General features: G+C 59.8%; 19 protein-coding genes. All 19 read right to left on the bottom strand.

Annotated features, from left to right (window positions below; translation table 11 throughout):
- Positions 1-118 precede the first annotated feature (118 nt).
- The 19 genes from GM655_RS11340 to galE all read right to left on the bottom strand — a co-directional run bounded on the left by GM655_RS11340 (position 119) and on the right by galE (position 19,907).
- The gene (locus tag GM655_RS11340; RefSeq protein ID WP_196308746.1) at positions 119-805 is read right to left on the bottom strand and encodes a type II secretion system protein; all 687 of its coding nucleotides are present in this window, start codon (positions 803-805) and stop codon (positions 119-121) included.
- The gene (locus GM655_RS11335; protein WP_155434750.1) at positions 805-1,185 is read right to left on the bottom strand and encodes a type II secretion system protein; all 381 of its coding nucleotides are present in this window, start codon (positions 1,183-1,185) and stop codon (positions 805-807) included. The genes GM655_RS11340 and GM655_RS11335 overlap by 1 nt, the downstream gene beginning before the upstream one ends.
- A complete protein-coding gene (locus tag GM655_RS11330) occupies positions 1,179-1,646 on the bottom strand; it encodes a type II secretion system protein (protein WP_155434749.1) in 468 nt (155 codons plus the stop codon). The genes GM655_RS11335 and GM655_RS11330 overlap by 7 nt, the downstream gene beginning before the upstream one ends.
- A gap of 6 nt (positions 1,647-1,652) precedes the next feature.
- Positions 1,653-3,683, bottom strand: coding sequence for a secretin GspD/PilQ domain-containing protein (locus GM655_RS11325; RefSeq protein ID WP_155434748.1), 2,031 nt, complete (start codon positions 3,681-3,683; stop codon positions 1,653-1,655).
- Positions 3,683-4,240, bottom strand: a complete 558-nt coding sequence (locus GM655_RS11320; protein ID WP_155434747.1) for a hypothetical protein — start codon at positions 4,238-4,240, stop codon at positions 3,683-3,685. The genes GM655_RS11325 and GM655_RS11320 overlap by 1 nt, the downstream gene beginning before the upstream one ends.
- The gene (locus GM655_RS11315) at positions 4,237-4,791 is read right to left on the bottom strand and encodes a hypothetical protein (RefSeq protein WP_229632516.1); all 555 of its coding nucleotides are present in this window, start codon (positions 4,789-4,791) and stop codon (positions 4,237-4,239) included. The genes GM655_RS11320 and GM655_RS11315 overlap by 4 nt, the downstream gene beginning before the upstream one ends.
- A complete protein-coding gene (locus tag GM655_RS11310; protein ID WP_155434746.1) occupies positions 4,776-5,321 on the bottom strand; it encodes a hypothetical protein in 546 nt (181 codons plus the stop codon). Before GM655_RS11310 ends, GM655_RS11315 begins: the two co-directional genes overlap by 16 nt.
- Positions 5,318-6,160, bottom strand: a complete 843-nt coding sequence (locus tag GM655_RS11305) for a hypothetical protein (RefSeq protein ID WP_155434745.1) — start codon at positions 6,158-6,160, stop codon at positions 5,318-5,320. Before GM655_RS11305 ends, GM655_RS11310 begins: the two co-directional genes overlap by 4 nt.
- Positions 6,153-7,817, bottom strand: a complete 1,665-nt coding sequence (locus tag GM655_RS11300; RefSeq protein WP_155434849.1) for a GspE/PulE family protein — start codon at positions 7,815-7,817, stop codon at positions 6,153-6,155. Before GM655_RS11300 ends, GM655_RS11305 begins: the two co-directional genes overlap by 8 nt.
- A 68-nt stretch (positions 7,818-7,885) precedes the next feature.
- Positions 7,886-9,082: a type II secretion system F family protein gene (locus GM655_RS11295; RefSeq protein WP_155434744.1), complete on the bottom strand. Its 1,197-nt coding sequence runs from the start codon at positions 9,080-9,082 to the stop codon at positions 7,886-7,888.
- Between the two features lie 29 nt (positions 9,083-9,111).
- Positions 9,112-9,555: a type II secretion system major pseudopilin GspG gene (gene gspG, locus GM655_RS11290; RefSeq protein ID WP_155434743.1), complete on the bottom strand. Its 444-nt coding sequence runs from the start codon at positions 9,553-9,555 to the stop codon at positions 9,112-9,114.
- Positions 9,556-9,683: 128 nt separating this feature from the next.
- Positions 9,684-10,472, bottom strand: a complete 789-nt coding sequence (locus tag GM655_RS11285) for a LuxR C-terminal-related transcriptional regulator (RefSeq protein ID WP_155434742.1) — start codon at positions 10,470-10,472, stop codon at positions 9,684-9,686.
- Positions 10,469-11,185 (bottom strand): response regulator, encoded by a 717-nt coding sequence (locus GM655_RS11280; RefSeq protein ID WP_155434741.1) that lies wholly within the window; start codon positions 11,183-11,185, stop codon positions 10,469-10,471. The genes GM655_RS11285 and GM655_RS11280 overlap by 4 nt, the downstream gene beginning before the upstream one ends.
- 204 nt (positions 11,186-11,389) lie before the next feature.
- On the bottom strand, positions 11,390-12,016 hold the full coding sequence (locus GM655_RS11275; RefSeq protein WP_196308745.1) for an NF038129 family PEP-CTERM protein: 627 nt from the start codon (positions 12,014-12,016) through the stop codon (positions 11,390-11,392).
- Positions 12,017-12,028: 12 nt separating this feature from the next.
- Positions 12,029-15,088, bottom strand: a complete 3,060-nt coding sequence (locus GM655_RS11270) for an ExeM/NucH family extracellular endonuclease (protein ID WP_155434739.1) — start codon at positions 15,086-15,088, stop codon at positions 12,029-12,031.
- Between the two features lie 154 nt (positions 15,089-15,242).
- A complete protein-coding gene (locus tag GM655_RS11265) occupies positions 15,243-16,226 on the bottom strand; it encodes a TIGR03790 family protein (RefSeq protein ID WP_155434738.1) in 984 nt (327 codons plus the stop codon).
- A 97-nt stretch (positions 16,227-16,323) separates the two neighbouring features.
- Positions 16,324-17,739: a mannose-1-phosphate guanylyltransferase/mannose-6-phosphate isomerase gene (locus GM655_RS11260; RefSeq protein ID WP_155434737.1), complete on the bottom strand. Its 1,416-nt coding sequence runs from the start codon at positions 17,737-17,739 to the stop codon at positions 16,324-16,326.
- The gene (locus tag GM655_RS11255) at positions 17,736-18,896 is read right to left on the bottom strand and encodes a nucleotidyltransferase family protein (protein ID WP_155434736.1); all 1,161 of its coding nucleotides are present in this window, start codon (positions 18,894-18,896) and stop codon (positions 17,736-17,738) included. Before GM655_RS11255 ends, GM655_RS11260 begins: the two co-directional genes overlap by 4 nt.
- 9 nt (positions 18,897-18,905) lie before the next feature.
- Positions 18,906-19,907 carry a UDP-glucose 4-epimerase GalE gene (galE, locus tag GM655_RS11250; protein WP_155434735.1) on the bottom strand — a complete coding sequence of 334 codons (1,002 nt, stop codon included), beginning with the start codon at positions 19,905-19,907 and terminating at the stop codon, positions 18,906-18,908.
- Positions 19,908-19,922 lie beyond the last annotated feature (15 nt).

Genomic DNA, 19,922 nt, shown 5'->3' with positions numbered 1-19,922 from the left:
GAAAGCAATTGTAAATTTTCCATTTAAGTTTCAATACTAGAAACTATTTTCGCGATATGGGAAGCCTATCTGCAGTGCAACATTTTTATCGCTTAATTAGTGCATTCAAGAAAAGAAGTTACTGCGAATTTTGACGTGAGGGCAACTCGATTTGCCCCGCCTCCGGGCTCGAAGGCGCGGCCCCAGAGGGAAAGCCCGGTTTAGCCCACTCATCCGACGCCTCGGTCTGCACGCCTTCCGCCGTTTCGCTAGTTTTTTTCGCGCTTTGTCGTGCTGATGCGACATTTTCGCTAGATCTTGCTGCCAGTTCGTGGCTGGGTGGGGTTTTATCTGTCATAGACGCGGCCGAAAATTTCCAGTCTGAAATTTTCAAGGCACCTGAAAAACCCGCGAATCGACTCGGAAAATTGCTCAACTTCACAGGTTTTGCATTAGACAAACTATAAACTGCCACGACTCCCCGCTTATCGCCGGCATAGACGATGCCCCATTCGACACGTCCAGTCACCGGATCCGCAAAAATCTTGCGCAAATGCCGTCGTGGCGTCGGGAATCGCGGGTCACGTAGCAGATCATTGAGTGAGCCCGGCAAGCTAGCCTGGCCCGCAGGCGTGGCCTCGGCATAGCTCTGCAACGCATCGCTAAAAGCCGCACCGATCAACAATAACTCCTGCTCCGCCTTGCTGCGCTGCAGCATTGCGCCAAGCTTAATAGCCGAGGCAGTCACCAGCCCGATAATCGCGAGCAAAATAACCAGGCTCAGGTAGGTAAACCCGGACTGTCGACGATGAGCAAATGGAAACATTACCAATCCGCGTAAGGCTTGCCGCTGCGATCAATGCCCGCAGCTCCGCTGCGGATGTTATACACCCCGCCCTTGCTACCATCCTCGGGGGGGACGATGATCCAGCTACTGTCGCTGTCCGTCAGCGGGTCTACCGGCATGGCACGTAGATATTTTTTCTCCACCAGTTGTTCTAGCGTATCCGGATAGCGCCCCGTATCGCCATAATACTGATCCAGTACTTGTCGGACATTACGCAGGTTATCCGCCAGCACCACCTCCTTCGACCTGTCTATGCCGGGAAAAAAACGCGGTACAGCCAGCGTGAGCATCAATGCAATAATGCCCAGCACCACCAGCAATTCAATCAGCGTAAATCCTCGATGACGCATGCTTACCATTTCCTATATGGGACACCATTGAGCCCCGATTTTTCACTGAGACTATAAACATCATAGACGTCGCTGCCCTCGCGCGGCTGGTCCGGCTCGCTAGCATAACTACGCTTGCCCCAGGTCTGAGCCTCGCTCAGGGAAGGATCAGTATTCAACGGGTCGCGCGGCAGGCGGCGTAGAAAGTACAGCTTGGCATGCGCAGGGTTCTGCACATCCGGCACACCGATCACCAGCGACTCCAGTGACTTGGGATAGCCCGTCTCGCCCAGCATTTTCGTGATGCGGCCCTGGTCATAGGCCAGCTTATAGGCATCGATAGCCTGACGAATCTGATGCAGATTCTCACGCAATTCCTGCTCCTGACGGCGCTGCACCACGATTTGCGCAGTCGGCACAACCAATGCACTCAACAGGCCCAGTATGGCCAGCGTCACCAACAATTCAATCAGCGTGAAGCCCTTCATCATGATGGATCAGGGGCGCGGCTGCAGCGGTGACGGCGCGACGACCTCACCTTGCGCAGCGGATTCGGCACTACCTGCAACTTGCGGTGGGACCGGAGCAGACAGGCCGCTAACAACTGGCAGTGGCATGCCCCCCACCGCTACAGGCGGCGCGACCGATGGTGGCATAGGCACCGGCAGCGAAACCGGCGCCGGGACAGGCGCCGGGACAGGCGCCTGGGTAGGCGCAAGCGGCATGCCAGTCACCGCCGGAGCTGCCAGTACACGCACCGACATATCGGGGCGACGGCGGAAGCTTGCCTCCGTCCCGGCCGAGAATTCGGACACCGATGCTTCCGGACGCTGCAGATTGCGGATCAAATGCGGCGTAATCGACAACACGATCTCAGTCTTCTGGTTGTCGTCACGCTTGTTGCCGAACAAGCGGCCCAGCACAGGCAGATCACCGAAGCCCGGCACATGGTTGCCGGAGCCACGCTCTTCGCTGTTGATCAGCCCTGCCAGCACCTGATTCTCGCCATCCTTCAGTTGCAGCATGGTGCTGGCCTGACGCGTACCGATCTGGTAGGCCGTGCCACCATTCTTGGTGGTGATAGTGCCGGTCAAATTGCTAACTTCCAGCGCGACGCGTATCGCCACCTCGTTATTCAGGTACACGATAGGCTCCACATTCAGCTTCAGCCCCACTTCCACCAGACTGATGGAGTCACTGGCAAAGCCGCCCACGCCCGACGACACGGTGGTGGTAATCACCGGCAGCTTGTCACCGATAACGATGCTGGCCTTTTCCTTGTTGCGCACGCGAATGCGCGGATTGGCCAGCAAGTTGGTGTTGTTGTCCTTGGTATTCGCATTCAGGCTGGCCGATACGCCTGTCACGCCTATATTGCGCTGGTTCAGATTATTCAGATCGCGCACCGTAATGCCCGAACCACCCGTGGTGGTCAGGGGCGCCAGCTCCACGGTCGTGGGCCAGGCCACACCGAGGTCGGTGGTACTGCCCCGCTTCACCTCCAGAATCTCCACTTCCAGCATCACTTCCGGCTCGGGCGTATCCTGCAATGCTATCAGCCGCTCGGCCAGACGGATCGCATCTGGCGTATCGCGCACGATCAGCAGATTGAGTTTTTCATCCACCACCACGTCACGCGTCTTGAGTATGGTCTTGAGCGTATTGGCCACCTGCTTGGCTTCAGCGTTCGCCATGAAGAAGGTCTTGACCGACATCTCCTGATATTCCTTCAGCTTGGCCGCCACATTCGGGAAGATCAGGATGGTATTGGCATCCATCACCTGCTGTTCCAGCTGGTTAGTCAGCAGCATGAAATAGATGGCCGATTCCACTGTGCTGTTCTTCAACAAGATGGTGGTACGCTGGTCCAGCTTCACATCTTTATCGAAGATGAAATTAAGCCCCGAGCGGCGCGCAATCACATCAAACACCTGCTTGAGCGGCGCGTCATGGAACTCGATGGTGATGGCCTGCTTATACACTTTGGCCAATCCCGACTCGCTCGCCGGCGGTGCCAGCTTGTCCATCACGTCGCGCAGCATCAGGCGCGCTTGCTCGTGGGCCGGCTGTTCAGAGAGTACGGCATTGAGCTTTTGTCTGGCCAGCTCCAGCTCGTTTCTGTTCAGATGCAAGCTGGCGGCTTCCAGCAGTTTGCCCAGCCGTTGATCGCGCTCCAGCAGACGCAGGCCGGCACGGGCCCGTTCGTTCTGCGGGTCTAGCCCCTGCACACGCAACAGGCTCTGTTCGGCCAGGTCAACCCGTCCCTCGGCACGGTAGCGTTCCGCCTGATCGAGGAAGCGCTGTGCTGCCACTTCGCGCGCGCGCAGATAGGCAGCACGGTACTGGGGATTGGTCGGATCGGCTTTGCTGGCCTCCTGATACTTCAGCAGGCCAGCCTCGATCTTGTCTTCGGCAATCAGCGCACGGCCATCGCGGTAAGCCATCTGGCCGGCACAGCCGCTCAGTGCAGCCGCCAGCATGGCAGGCAAAGCGGCACGGCGGCCCAGATTTGTCAGGTGGCTAGCCATCAGTCGAGTGCTCCAATATTCATCTGTTGTACCTGATTCAAAGGCAGATAGGTAATCGACATCGCTGGCGGCGCGATCTTCTCCACGCGGTAGCTGCCGTCGATAATGGTTTGCGGCCGGACGACATAGGTCTTGTCGCCCCGTACCAGATAAACTTCCCATACGCCATCGGCCAGCGCCTTGCCGATCACGGCAAATGGCACGGGTGGCGCCGTCGGCGCTGCTGGCGCCGCATGGGAAACGGCTGCTGGCGGCGGTGCTGGCGGATTCCAGCTTTGTCCTTGGAAGATGCCTGCGCCCGCTGCAAACGTGGCCTCATCTGCCTCCCCCACCAGCGTGGAGCGTGGAATCAGGCGCAAAATTGCCGCGTCGGCATGCGCCTTGGCGTTGCGTTCAGGCGCAGCTGCGCTGGGTACCGATGCAGCTTCGCTTGTAGCGGCTGGCACCGACCGCTGCACGGCTTCAGCAATGCCGCTATCGGGACTGCTATCGCCGAAGATCAGCAAGGCCGCCGCAGCGGCCAGCGCCAGCGCCATCAATATCTGATATGGCTTCATGCGCCGCCATCCTTCAGATACAAGGTCAGGCGCAAGCGTGCTTCCACTATGGGCTCGCCGATCTGCTCGCGCCGGAATGCCACTTCATCAAGCGCAGCAAACGGCATGGTGCGCAGGGCCTGCAAGGCAAACTGCCAGATCGCCTGATACGGGCCTTGCACGGGCAATGTGATCTGATAGGTCGTCACGCCACTGGCCACATCACGTGCCGTCTTGTATTCCCCTTGATTTAGCACTAGCCCGTTTTTGGCAGCCAGATCGAACAGGACTTTCACCTGCTGTTCAGCATAGCGTTGCGGCCCCAGCACAGCATAAAAGTCGGCCAGATTCTGATTGGCTGTGGGCGCTGCTGGCGCCGTTACCAGTGCCGGCAATGGCTGTGCAGGCACTGGCCGTACAGCTGCGTGCTGAGGCACTAGCCAGAGCCAGCTCGCCATACCGGCCACCATCAGCGCAACGGCGATACACAGCGGCGCGCCGGCCCGGGCCAGCGCAAGCCGGCCACGCAGCAACAAGGGCGCCAGTTCCAGCCACTTCAGCGTGCCAGCCATATCGCCTCCACCTGAAAACGCAGGGGACGATTGGCGTCCTGCTCGTTCATTTCATGCCGCGTCAGCGTCACACTGCTGAACAGTTCCTGCTGCTTGAGCTGAGCCACATAGGCCACCATATCATCGCTGGTCCTGGCTTCTGCCATAAGCCGCAGCACTTGCTTTCGCGGATCCGGCTCCAGCGCCAGTAAAGCAATCTGGTGCGGTGTGGCGGCCAGAACGGCATCCTGCAGCTCGCGCCATGGCAGATTCAATTGCTGAATGGCGCCATTAACGAATTGTGCCTGGGCCGGCGTAAGCACCGGCTGGGCAATTTCGCGCGGCCGGCGCGACAAGGCCTCCGCGCGCTGGTGCAGGTGCTGCAGTTCGGCCGCACGGTCACGTTGCTGCTGCACCAAGCGCCAACCGGTGAACGCGGCCGTCGCGCACAGCAGCACCGCGGCGCCAGCCAGCAGCAACACAGCCGGATGAGTATGGAATAGCGTACGGCGCACGCTCGCCGCGGCGAAATCGATTTTGACGGCTTTCATTGTGCACACCCGCTGAGTGCCAGCTGGGCCAGCACCGACATCGCGCACCTGGCGCCCTGCTGCGCCTGATCGAGCACGGCGCACGGTATGTGCTCAGCATGGCTGACCGGCCCATGCCACAGCTTGGGCGCACTGCCACATACTTGCAGCAACTGCGGCGCTGCCATATCGAGCCGCAGTGCCTCGCGCTGCAGCACCTGCCCCAGCCACAGCTGATCGGCATTCTGGGCCGACGGCATGGGCAGCACCCGAATGGCGCGCACGGCGCTCGCGTCGGGCTCGAGCGCCGCGATACTCAGCACACCATCGTGGACAGCAGCAAACCATGCACCGGGCCGCAATGCACGCCGCCAGCGATTCAGCACAGCGATCATCTGCGGCTCGATGCTGACAATCCGCAAGCCGTGTTCTTGTGCCTGCAGTTGCAGCACTTCCAGCAACTCGCGCGGCATAGCGGCCGCCCAAAATGGTGCGGCCGCATTCCAGTCTGCGCTGATCTGCCAGCCCGCCGGTGCTTCGCCGTACAGTGACTGGAAGCGCAGGCCGGCGCTGGCCTGCAGATCGGCCAGCCGGGCAGCGCCAGCCGGCGGCTCGACGCGCCACAGCCGGACCAGTTCATCTGCCAGCACAAAACGCACGGGCCAGCCGGCCAGTTGGTGCCCGCCCAGCAAGGCACGCAGCCCCTGCGCCAAGCCATCATAAGGATGCGCAACCGCCGCGCTGCACACGTGTTGTGCCAACACTTCCACACCAGCTTTGCGCCAGCGGCTTTCGCGCAACAGGCTGACGCCTTGCGCTGCGACGCCTATGCGCAGCGACTGTCCCCAAGCTCTACGCATGCAAAGTCACCCGTTTGATTTCTGTCAGCGTGGTAGCTCCACGCTTGACCAGTTCCAGCGCCGCCTGCCGCAGGCTGCGGGTTCCGTTGGCATAAGCTGCCTGCTTGATCTGGCGGATAGGCCGCTTATCCACAATCAGTTCGCGGATTTCGTCATTCAGCGTGAGGATTTCAGCTATCGAACGGCGCCCCTTGTAACCTGTGCCACGACAGTCGCCGCAGCCCTTGCCCTGCATGAAGCGGTAGTCATAAGCCTCGCTGCGCGTCAGTCCTACACTGGCCAGTTCCTGCAAATCGGGCTCATACGCGGTAGCGCAATGGGGGCAGTTCATCCGGATCAGGCGTTGTGCCCAGATGCCGTTCAGCGCCGAGACAAAGGCATAGGGGTCTATGCCCATGTGGGTGAAACGGCCGAATACATCGAACACATTGTTGGCATGCACAGTCGTGAGCACGAGGTGGCCCGTCAGTGCCGACTGCACGGCAATCTCCGCTGTCTCGCGGTCGCGAATTTCGCCCACCATGATTTTGTCCGGATCATGCCGCAATATCGAGCGCAGGCCCTTGGCAAAGGTCAGGCCTTTTTTCTCGTTCACAGGTATCTGCAATATGCCGGGCAACTGGTATTCCACCGGATCTTCAATCGTGATGATTTTCTCGCGCCCGTTATGGATCTCGGTCAGCGCCGCATACAGCGTAGTGGTCTTGCCGGAGCCGGTGGGCCCGGTCACCAGCAGCATGCCATAGGCTTCCTGCGCCAGTGCGCGCAGCGCCGCCAGCGACGGCGCATCGAAGCCCAGTGCTTCCAGCGTCAGCGAACCATAGGCCTCGATCATGGCGCGCTTATCCAGAATGCGGATCACAGCATCTTCGCCGTGGATGCTCGGCATGATGGAGACGCGCAGATCGATTTCGCGGCCGTTCGCTTCGACCCGGAAGCTGCCATCCTGCGGCACGCGACGCTCGGCGATATCGAGTTCGGCAAGTACCTTCAGGCGCGAGATGATCTGCTCGGCCAGCTCGACGCCATGCACGGCAGTGGCATGATCGAGCACGCCATCCACACGGTATTTCACGGCCAGACCGCCAGCCGTGCTTTCCAGATGGATGTCGGACGCCGCAGCCTTGAGCGCATCGTACAGCGTGGAATTCACCAGCCGCACGGCCGGGCTGGCAGCCTCCGACACGGAAGCGAACGACAGCACAGCCGCCGTCTTGCCGTCACGCCGCCCTTCCGCCGTACCGGGCAGCAGGCTGTCCGTAGCGCGTGCCGACTCCTCCTGTTTGGATAGATAGGCCTGAATATCGGCCTGCAGTGCCAGCCGGGTCGACAGCGGCGCCTGCGGCGTGGCCCGCGCCTGCGTTCCCAGCCAGGTCTGCAAATCCAGATCGAAAGGATCGGCAATCACCCCGACCACGCCGCCATCGGCCGCGCGCAGCAATACGCAATGGCGCGCCATGGCTAGCGATAGCGGCAATAGTTCGAAGGCCGGCGCCAGCGCCAGCATGTCGGCAGTTTCCAGCACCGTCATGCCGAACGGGCGCGCCAGCGCCTGTACTACCTGACGCGGCTCCAGCCCCGTCTGGGCCTGCAGCTCGTCGACCAAGGTCCGTCCCGAGGCACGGCACACCCGGCGCGCGCGTGCTAGCAGCGCCATATCGATGGTGGCCGGCGCGCCCTCGCCGGTCGCGCTAACGCTGCAGCCTGGGCTGGGCACGGCGGCCGTCATGACATATCTCCCGCCAGATCGAAGATGGGCATATACAGCAACACCACAATCGCGCCGACCACCAGACCGATGGCGGCCATCAACAGCGGCTCGAAAGTACGGGTAAAGCGGTCTATCCAGCGGCTGATTTCGCCGTCGTAGAAGGCGGCTGATTGGGTCAGCATGGGCCCCATGTCGCCAGTGCGCTCGCCGACCCGCAGCATGCGCAGCGAGATCGGCGTGGTCAACTGGTTGGCCTCGAACGCAGCCGACAGCGGCAGCCCCGCCTCGACCGCATTGCGAGCCTGCTGCAAATGCTGGCGCAATGCCGGCGAAACCATGCCCTGCACGGTTTCGATCGCTTGCACGATGGTGATGCCGCCCTCGCTCAGCATGCCCAGCGTCAGATACAGACGCGATAGTTCGTAAATACGGGCCCGTTCACCCACACCGGGCAAGCGAACCAGCAGACGCATTACGCCGCCGTTGCCAGCCAGCCGGCGCACTGCCAGCACGCCGCCCACCAGAAGTAGCGCGACGGCCGCCAGCAGCAGGCTGGTATGCTGGGCGGCGAACTGGCCCCAGTTCAGCATCTGCTGGGACATCCAAGGCAGATTGCGCCCGGCGCCCTGATAGACTTCGGCAAACCGTGGCACCACATACGCGATCAGGAACAGACTGACACCGCCGCCGACCAGCAGCAGGATGCAGGGATATATGGCAGCCGACACCAGTTTGGCGCGTACCAGATCGATACGCTGCTGGTAGTCGATATAGCGCGCCAGCGCCCGCGGCAGATCAGAAGTGCCTTCGGCCGCACGCACTATGCCCACATACAGGGGCGGGAACAATTCCGGCTGCTCGGCCAGCACGCTCGAATAACGCTGGCCTTCGCGCAAGCCGGCCAGCAGACGCTCCAGCACATTGCGCGTGGCCGGGCTGGCTTCTTTTTCCAGCAGCGCTTCCAGCCCTTCGACAATGCCGAGTCCAGCCGTGAGCAAGGCCAGCAATTCCTGGCTGAACAGCACCAGCGACAGGCCGCCGGATGTGGCGCCGCTGCGCCGCCAGCCCAGTGTCGTGCGCTGCGGCGCAATCGCGCTCACGTACAGCCCACGCGCCTCGACCTGGCGGCGCGCGTCGACTTCATCGCGGGCGTCGACCAGCATCTGGCCGATCACCATATCGGCCGACAGTGTACGGACTTCGAACTGCATCGGGTGGCAACTTTCCGGATCAGGGCAGCTTACTGCGTGGTGATGTCGGCGTCTTCGCCGCTACCGCCAGGCTGACCGTCGCGGCCCAGCGAAATAATCTCGAATTCAGCTTTGCTGCCGGGCGCCTTGTACTGGTAAGGATGGCCCCAGGGATCGGGCGGTATGCCTTTTTTCAGATACGGCCCATTCCATTTGGCGCCTGCCGCAGCCGGTGCCGCCAGCAGAGCCGCCAAGCCCTCTTCCGTATTCGGATAGCGCCCCACATCGAGACGGTAGGTGTCCAGCGATTTTTCGAACGCTTCAATCTGGGCCCGGGCGATCGTCACTTCCGACTTGCCCAGCTGTGAAAAATACTTGGGGCCTACATAAGCGGCCAACAGACCAATGATGACGATTACAACCAGCAATTCCAGCAAGGTAAAACCGCCAGCCTTGGGGGCGCCTGTCTGACGACAACTCTTCGCTACATCCATCCGAACAACTCCTTAAACCAACCCACCTGCTTGCAAGAGACAAGAGGCTACCATGGGCTTTATTTATCCGACAATCTTTTCTTTTTGCACCACATCGACCTACGAGCCGAGTGCCAAGCGCTAGGTTTTCAGGCCACACGCGCGAGCGGCGCCGGCGGCTGCTCGAACAGCAGCAAAGCCATGCCGCGCGCGATCGCATGGGTGCGGTTCGAGACGCCAAGCAGCCGGTACAGGTGCTGCAAATGGTTCTTCACAGTCAGCCCGCTAATCCCCAGTATCAGGCCGATTTCTTCATTACTCTTGCCCTCGCGGACCCAGTGCAGTATCTCGCGTTCGCGCGCCGTCACCGGACGGGCCAGCACGCCATCCTGCGCCTGCCACTGGTTCAGCCGCAGCAAGGTCAGATGCAGCGTGGGCAGTAACAGGCTGAAAAAATAGCCATGCCGCGCCCGCGGCCGCTGCGGCAAATTAAACAGCAGGAACACCGTATCCTGCCCTGCCGTTCGGCCATTACCGTGCAACATCACATTATCCAGCCCCAGATCACGCAACTCGCCCAGATAGGCGTCCAGCGGCGACAGGTTTTCACTGCCACTCGCATCGAGCCAAGCCGGCAGCAAAGATGCAATCCGGCAGGTCCGTGCCAGCCGCAGCGCCAGACCGTCAAGCGGATTGCAGATACGCGCCAGCAGTCCGCCCTCGAGCACGACAGAGTGCAGCGTGTCGAGATGCTGCAGCACATCGCCCGGGCCGAACTGCAGACAGACCATCAACTGATGCGGCAGCAGCGCCTGCAAGGGGCCCTGCGACCACAAGAAGAACTGGCGCCGCTCCTGCACCGGCAATGCCGCTTCGATGGCATGCAGCAGATACTCCTGTTCCAGCTTGCTCAGAATGACCAGTGCCTCGTAGCTCATGCGGACGCCGCCTGCATCGAAGCGCCGCGTGCCACATAGCGGTAACCACTACCCCGTACGGTTTCTATACAACCCTGTCGGCCACTGGGCTGCAGCGCTGTGCGCAAGCGCCCCACATGGGTGTCGACCGTACGCTCGGCCACATAGACAGCACTGCCCCACACTTGATCCAGCAACTGCGCCCGGCTATGCACACGCTCCGGATGCTGCATAAAAAAATTCAACAACTTCAACTCCATGCCGACTATGGCCAACTGCTGGCTACCCGCCGTCACCCGCAAAGTATGGGGATCCAGCCGCAGGCCGCTGGCATCCGGCGCCGCCTGCGGCTGCAACACAGGCCACCGCCGCAGCAATGCATGCACGCGTGCCACCATCTCGCGCGGGCTGAAGGGTTTGGTCATATAGTCGTCCGCACCGCTTTCGAGTGCCATGATCTTGTCCGGCTCGCCACAACGCGCCGTCACCATCATGATCGGCAGCGCACGGGTGCGCGCTTGGGCGCGCAGGCGCCGTATCAGCGTCAGGCCCGACTGCCCGGGCAGATTCCAGTCCAGCAGCAAGACATCCGGCAGACTGTCTTCCAGCATCAGTAAAGCAGTTTCAGCATCATGCGCGCGGCTGACCGTATGGCCGGCCATGCCGAGATTCAAAGCGATCAGCTCTAGCGTCGCTGGCTGGTTTTCAATGACAAGGATATGGGCAGGTGGCATGGCAAATCCGTGTAAAGAAAATACTATGCAATATGCAACATAGCTTTACTAATATGATTTGCCTTCAGGATTTAGATGTTTTCGATATATATCCAGTATTTATCAGCGTTACTAGCAATGCGAGATCAACAAAAGTTGTGCGCGACAAACAAAAAAACGACAGCACCGGCAAACGGCCTGTCGTTTTTTTGAGTCAGGCTACACTCAGGCTGGCAACTGGCGGCGACGGACCAGGCCCAGCAGGGCCACACCGGCGCCCAGCATCAACCAGCTGGACGGCTCGGGCACGGCCGTGATCTGCACCAGACCATTGTCGTAGCCACTCAGCAGCAAAGTGCCATGGCCGCCGGCCGTAGCAGCCGGCACGAATTCCAGATTGAGGGCACTGAAGCCGTCACTGCTGACCGGATACTGCAGCAGATCGCCTTGGGCATCGAACAGCGCCACACTGAAACTGGAATTGCTATTGCCGGGAGCACCGTCGATGCTGAGGTCAAAACTGATCTTGCCACCTGCGTAATTCACTTCATGCCGGAGCTCGCTCCAGCCATTCAGCGTGGTATCCAGCGTGTAGCCAGTGGCCAGGCTGCCCGTTACATCGCTCAGTTGTGCGCTGGCAGGCTGGATGAAACCGCCGAAATGGCTGAGCTTGGCCCATGCCGGCGAGGGATCCATGGGCGCGCCGCCCAGCTGGATGTCTATCCAGCCATTGCTGCCCAGGGTCAGCGTATTCAGTTCAACATGGAAGGTACTGGCCGCCGAAGCCAGCGTCGCGCACGTGCCCAGGGCCACGGCCAGCAGGCCGCGACGGAAAGTAGTGAGATTCAACATATTCATGATTCCTTAAAAAGTACCGCTGTAGACTTTAACTGCCGAATAGCGCACCGTGCCGCTGCCAGACTTGCTGAAGGTGGTAGGCACGACCACGCTAGCCCCCGGGGCCAGATTGCCGCTCAGCGTGATATACGGCGCGCCGTTATGGCTGCCGCTTGCATTGACCAGCGTGGCATCGGCCACCAACCCCACCAGCTCGACCTGCAGCGGGCCTTGCAGCGCCACATTCGAAGTATTCGTCAGCGTCAGGCTACCCACCCATTTGCCAGTGGAACGGTTCAGCACCAGTCCCGAGGCGGCGGCACGCACGCTGCTGCTGACATCGGTATAAGGCGCAGCCAGATTCAGGCTGATCACCACTGGATCGTGGTCCGACGCACGGTAAGGAGCGCTGGTGTATTTATCCTGCGGCTTGCCATCCGTGTTGTAGTCCACCACGGTCGGCTCATCGGCATTGTTATGCCATTCGGCCGCATCGACCACCTGCCCATTCAGTGCCGGGCTGGCCAGTGCGTGATCCAGATAACCGGCTTCGCCATTGAACACAAACGAGTAAGGCATGCCGCCACCAGCGCGGACGAAACGCTCGAGCTGGTTGACATAGCCCGTGGCCGTAATGGCAGCTATCGGATCTTCCATGCCGTAGGAGTTGAAGTCGCCGATCAGCAGCACGCGGTTGTCGCCGGCAGCCGCCGTCACCTGCGGAACGAAACTATTCACCAGACGCTGCGCCTGCTGAATGCGGGTGGCATTCCAGCAACCCTGGCTATCGCCCTGGTCGGCATCGGCACCGTTACCACTCGGGCAACTACCTTTGGACTTCAGGTGATTGACGATGACAGAGAACTTCGCGCCATTCGCAGCCTGGAAGGTCTGGGCCATAGGCGGCCGGTTGTTGATGGCGTCGGCATCGGACAGTGCGCCACCAACCAGTTTCACGCTGGCCAGTTTGTAGATCATGGCGACACGGATAGCATCGGTACCAGTGCTGGCGGGCTTAGGCACGACGGCATACGTCTTCAGGCCGGTGCCCGGCGAAATGGCTTCGTTGAGCGCATCGACCAATTTGGTAACGGTGTATTCGCCCTTGTTCTGGATTTCCATCAGGCCATAGACGTCAGCATTGATGGCCTTCAGCTCACCCACGATCTTGGCGGTCTGGCGGTTGAACTCATTCAGATTGTCGGCCCCGCGGCAATTGGACTTGGACACGGCGCTACCAAGCGAGCAGCCCTGCCCCGTATTGCCCAGATCATCCGTACCGTTGGTAAAGGTAGTGAAGTAGTTGAGCACGTTGGCGCTGGCCACCTTGATATTACCGGCTACCAAAGCGGGCACATCGGCACGTGGATTATCGGCCGAGAACACGGGCGCCACGGTCGGTTGCAGCTTGAAGCCGGCACCGCCACCGCCTTTGGCGCCGAAATCGATCACGCCCGTCAGGTCACGCACACTGAAGCCAGCGCGCAGCGAACCATCTTCCCCCAGATACGGAATCGTGGTCGGGGTGACGAAAATGCCGTCATCGAGAATGATCTGATTCTTCTGGTTGGCAGCGGCCTGGGCCAGTGCTTCTGGCGTACCGGGACGGTAACGGTTGGAAGCAATTTCCAGACGCCCCGAGGACAACGTGACTTCGCCACGGTCGCCCAGGAATTCCAACTGCGACACGGTCAGCGGGTTGGTGAAACGCACCAGCATGCCTTCCACGCGCGCCAGATCATCGTATGGCAACTGGATATTGGTCGGTGCAATCACCTTGTCCTTGTCCAGCCGGATGATGGCTGTGACGTTGGTGAGTTCAGTATAGGAACGCGTTGCGCCGCTGGCCGTGTATTCGCTCACGGTGCCGCTAATGCGCACCAGATCGCCGACTTTGACGGTGCCGATATTGGCAGCCGTGGTGTAAACAAACAGACCGTCCGAGGTAGCGGGGTCGCCATCGCCTACGGCATCCTGAATGAAGAAGCCAGTGCCGACTTTCGCCGTTACCACGCCCTCGGTGGTCTGGGTGGTATTCACATAGGGACTGGCTGCCGCCGCGCCCTGAATCTGCGGAATGGTATGGCTTACTGCGGCCGGCGCAGCCACCGTCACATTGATCGTGCAGCTAGTCTGCTGCGACTGATCGTTATCAAAACGGATGGTGACTGGATAGGTGTTCGCCGCCACACCCGCGCCCACATTCAGCGTTACGCTGGCGTTGGCGCCTATGCCCGCTGCCGCCACGAAATCGACCAGGCTGATGCCGGGGATGCTGGCAGAAGTAATCACGGCATTGTTGACGATACCATCCGCATCGGTGGCGCTCAGTGCGGCGCTACCGCCCACGCCCACGCCCAGCGACAGGCTGGCCGGGCAAGTGGCAACGATAGGGGGGGCGGCTGGCGCGGAACAGGCATGCGAGGCCGTGCTGGTGTTGCGCGGCGCAGGCGCAGCCGTGCTGAAGTCGCTGCTATTGTTATTGGTATCGGTACAGCCATCGGCTGCGCGCAATGCCGCCGTGGTATTCGACAGCACTGGTGCGGCAGCACTACCTTCGAAGTAATTGGCGCCGCCAAAACCGATCAGATCGACGAAGCTAGCCACCGCAGGCGATACGCCCGACAGCAGCGTGCCACTATTGACCAGCGCAACCTTACCAGTGGAGCCGCTCAGGTTCAGCGCGCCGAATGCATCCGGTGCAGGCAAGTTATCGGTGCCGCCCGTGCCAGCGCCTTCCTGCACCAGGTAATACTGCCCCGGTTGCAATACCACGCCTGCCGGGATAGGCGTCTTTTGCCAAGTGCCGCCCGTGGCCGATGCGTACTGCACACTCCAGCCACCGATATTCACCGCGACATCGCTGCGGTTAAATAGTTCGATGTAGTCATTCTTATACTTGGCGCCAGTATTGCCGCCACCACCGTACACTTGGCTAATCACCACTTGGGCGCCCGTATCAACAGGCACCGCGACGACAGCCAGTGCCGGGGCAGACAGCGCACCCAGCAATGCAGCGGCCATGGCCGTGCGGCGCACAGGCCTGGCCTGTGCCGCAACGCGCGACAAATAGGAGGTTTTTTTCATGGAGTTTCCTGAGGTAGTAAGTGTCGAGAATGCAGAGTTAACAAAATGTATTTAAACATGACATTTTGCATAGTAATCTGCACGCTTGACGCCTTGATGACAGTGCATTAGTCCGTTCAGACTAAGCACTGCCGCTCAGGACCTCCACGCGGATTCAGTGGCGGTAGGGTGCGGCCAGCGGTTCGCCGATAAACAGGCCCTGGGCCGGCCAGGCGACACTTTTCCAGTAGGCTTCGATCGCACTGGCGCCGCGTAGATACTGGCTCAGCAGCACGGTAGAGTTAGGGAATTTCTGCCAATGGTTGCAAGGCTCCGACACGGTGCCATAGCTGGCCGTTGCACCGGCATCGAGCCAGCGCAGGCTGCTCATCTGGCGCTCGCCCAGCAAATCACCGCCGAAAGAAGTCAGGTGATCGGCTAGCGCGCCAGGGAGAAATTTAAGCGTATTCAGCTTGGGTACGCTGGCCAGTCCCGTCTGATACAGCATGATATCGCTGACCTGCTCGATACTGTCCGCCTGCATTGTCTTGATGGTCAGCTTTTGCTGCGGCAATACCATCGAACGGGGGAAAAACCGTGCCCGGCTACTCCGTGCAGCATCGCTGGTCTGCAGAAAATACGCGCTGGCCTGAGGCACAGAAAATCCGCTGGCCACACCACGGTCGATAAGCGCTTTGGCGTTCTCGACGTTATCGGTAGGCAGCAACATCGACAAACGCAATTTCAGCTCGCTATACGGCCGCGCGCTGGGCGAGTTGTAGTAGGCGCTAGGCTTGGCCGGACCACAGGGTTTGGCGCACAAGGCACTATCCAGTCCCAGCGTATAGGCTGCTGTAATGGAATTGCACTCCACCGCATACGGCGCCGTCCACACCATCAGCACGGCCTGTATCTCCGGCGCCAATTTAGCGTCGATCTTGCCTTTCAGTGCCTCAAACTCCTCCGCGTCGAGTTTGCGCGGAGTATGCGGGATCTGCACGTGGACGATGTTGGCGGCCGGGATGCCGCGTGCCTTGCGATAATACTCGCCGACTTCGACGCTGTTCGGCTCATCGTCATTGACAACCACAGCCAGTTGCGCCGCAGTCAGGCCGCGCGCCGGCAGAAACTGGGCATGAACAGCAGTCAGCAGCGACATGGCTGCACAGAATAGAAAAATATGGCGCAAGTAAGTCAGCTTTCAAAAAAAACGGAAGCCGCAGCTTCCGTCTCGATTATAGCGTTATCGTGCCCGCTTAGGCACGCTGGTACACATCTTCAAAGCGTACGATATCGTCTTCGCCCAGATAGCTGCCAGACTGTACTTCAATCAGATGCAGAGGCAATTTACCGGGATTTTCCAGCCGGTGCGTCATGCCGATAGGAATATAGGTCGATTCGTTTTCCGTCAGCAGCGTAACTTTATCGCCACAGGTTACCGCGGCCGTACCGCTGACCACGATCCAGTGCTCGGCACGATGGTGATGCATCTGCAGCGACAGTTTGCCGCCCGGATTGACGGTAATCCGTTTGACCTGGAAACGCTCGCCGACATCAATCCCTTCGTAACAACCCCATGGACGATACACTTTGGTATGGTGCAGGTGCTCGGTACGCTGCTTGGTCTTCAAATGATCAACCACGTTCTTCACGCGCTGCACCTGATCCTTGTGCGCGACCAGCACCGCATCGTTGGTCTCCACCACCACCAGATCCTGCACGCCGATGACGGCGACGATACGGCTCTCGGCACGCACCAGCGAGCCGCTCACGTCATCCAGATAGACGTCGCCGCGGGTCGTATTACCGTGCCCGTCGTGCGGCTGAACTTCCCACAGGGCCGACCACGAACCAACGTCGCTCCAGCCTATGTCGGCCGGCACCACGATGGCGTGCTTGGTATGTTCCATTACGGCATAGTCGATCGAATCCGATGGGCATGCCGTGAACGAAGCCTCGTCCAGACGGCAGAAATCCAGATCGCGGTAATCCTTGCCCACTGCCGTCGCAGTGGCGTCGGCGATGGCAGGCGAATACTTCTGCAATTCCGCCAGATAGACTTCGGCGCGGAACAGGAACATGCCACTATTCCAGTAGTAATTGCCGGCATCGACAAAGCCCTGCGCCTTGGCACGGTCCGGCTTCTCGACGAAGCTATCGACCGCATAGCAGTGTGGCGCGGCTGCGGCGGCGCCGCTACGAATGTAGCCATAGCCCGTCTCCGGCGCCGTCGGCACAATGCCGAAAGTCGCCAAAGCGCCCTGCTCGACCAGCGCAGCAGCATGACCGATGGCGGCAAAGAAAGCACCGACATGTTCGATCACGTGATCAGCCGGCAACACCAGCATCACCGCGTCCGGATCGATGGCGCGCAGATAATGCGCGGCGGCAGCCACCGCGGGTGCCGTATTGCGGCCTACAGGCTCCAGCAGTATGCCGAGCGGGTCAATGCCAATTTCACGCATCTGCTCTGCCACGAGGAAGCGGTGCTCGTTGCCGCATACGATCAACGGCGCCTGCATCTGCGCGCGCTCATGCAGGCGCAATGCGGTTTCCTGCAGCATCGTACGTTCCGAAACAAGTGGCAGTAGCTGCTTAGGCAATACCGCACGCGAAAGCGGCCACAAACGGGTTCCAGACCCACCGGACAGGATTACCGGGTAAATTTTCATGCAATATTTCTCTTTTTGGTTAATTCGCTATCTTGCGCCGTGCGCCGCTTGCTACGCCGATCGCGTGCATTGGCCCACGAGTCGGGATGGGTTTCGGAGACGTGCTTCATCTCGCCACAGCGGTCGACACTATAATCCTTAAACACGATCATTTCGTTTAAAGAAACATTCGGTAACACCCTAGTGTATTCGAAGAGTACACTGCGCACCACCTCCGCCCCGGCACAGATATGGCTGCCATGGCCTATCCAGGTCGGCCCGACGATATGCACGCCGGCCTCGATGCGCGTGCCCGAACCAATATAGACGGGACCTTCGATACGCGTGCCTTCCCAGTCTATGCTGGTATTCAAGCCCACCCACAAACCATCATTGATCTGTATGCCGGGCATGTGCAGGTTCGCGACCTCCCCCATCAGTACGCTCTGACAGGTTTCCCAATAGTCCGAAACGCTACCGATGTCTATCCAGTTGTAGTTGCGCGTCTGGGCGTAGAACGGCAGTCCTTTCTCGGCCAGCAACGGAAATAACTCCGAACCGATATCAAAGGTCTGGCCGGAAGGAATCAGGTCTATGACTTCAGGCTCGAAAATATAGATGCCGGTGCTGACAAAATTCGATTTGGCATCCTGCTGACTGGGTTTTTCCTGAAATTCCGTGATACGGCCATCCGTGTCCGTCACCACCACGCCATAATTCGACACCTTGTCCCACGGCACTTCCTTGGTGATGACAGAGGCCAGCGCGCCCTTGCGGCGGTGCTCGAACAGCGCCGACTTGATATCCAGATCGATCAGCGCGTCACCGCACAACACGATGGTCGTGTCGTCGAAGAAGCCACCGAACTCCTGGATTTTCTTCATGCCACCCGCCGAACCCAGCGGCTGCGGCACGACTTCGCCCTCATCCGTGGTGTAGCCCTCGAAGGAGTAGCCGATCTGTACGTTGAACTGATGGCCTTCGCCAAAATACTCTTCTATCTTTTCATGCAGGTAGCTGACGTTGACCATGATTTCTGTCACGCCATACTTTTGCAAATGTTCAATCAGATAGGCCATCACTGGCTTGCCCAGGATGGGGATCATGGGCTTGGGCAAATCATAGGTAAGCGGACGTACGCGCGTGCCCTTACCCGCAGCCAGTATCATTGCTTTCATGCAGATCCCTTATATCTTGGACATCGTTTGCCAACGCCAGGAATCAGCACACATCTGATCTATGTTGCGTTGGGCCTTCCAGCCCAGTTCCCGCTCAGCCAGACCGGGATCAGCATAGCATGCCGCGATATCGCCCGGGCGCCGCGCTGCAAACTCGTACGGAATAGGCTTACCGCTGGCCTGTTCGAATGCGCGCACCATTTCCAGCACGCTATTGCCACGTCCGGTACCCAGATTGTAGGTGTACACACCGGCACCGTCGGCCAGCTTTTGCAAGGTGGCCAGGTGGCCAAGTGCTAGATCAACCACGTGTATGTAATCACGCAAGCCGGTACCATCCGGTGTTGGATAATCATTCCCGTAGACCGAGAGAATTTCGCGCTCGCCAGCTGCCACCTGCGCCACATACGGCACCAGATTATTCGGGATGCCATTCGGCTGTTCGCCGATCAGACCACTTTCATGCGCGCCCACCGGATTAAAGTAACGTAGCAAGGCAATCCGCCACGATGGATCAGCCTTGTAGAGGTCGCGCAGTATTTCCTCTATCATCAACTTGCTGCGGCCATAAGGGTTGGTGGCCGACAAGGGGAAGTCTTCCAGTATCGGTACCGAAGCCGGATCGCCATAAACTGTTGCAGACGAGCTGAATACCAGCGTCTTCACGCCGAATTTCGCCATGGTTTCAAACAACACCAGGCTACCTGTCACATTATTGTCGTAGTAGCGCAAGGGCTGCTCGACCGACTCGCCCACCGCTTTCAGTCCAGCGAAATGGATTACCGCATCGAACTGGCGGGCAGCGAACAGCGCTTCCAGTGCGCCACGGTCGCGGATGTCGGCCTCGACCCAGTCCAGCGGCTGGCCAGTGATCTGACTAAGCCGCTGCACAACGGTTCGATGGCTGTTACACAGATTATCCAGCGCCACGACCGCGTGCCCAGTCTTGAGTAGTTCGACACAAGTGTGGGAGCCGATATAGCCTAAGCCCCCTGTCACGAGAATATTCATCTTTAATCCTTGGGC

The sequence above is a fragment of the Pseudoduganella danionis genome (genome assembly GCF_009720775.1).
Lineage (GTDB): Bacteria > Pseudomonadota > Gammaproteobacteria > Burkholderiales > Burkholderiaceae_D > Rugamonas > Rugamonas danionis.
The sequence above is the reverse complement of the archived record's forward strand: the minus strand, read 5'-3'. Positions and strand labels throughout refer to the sequence as shown.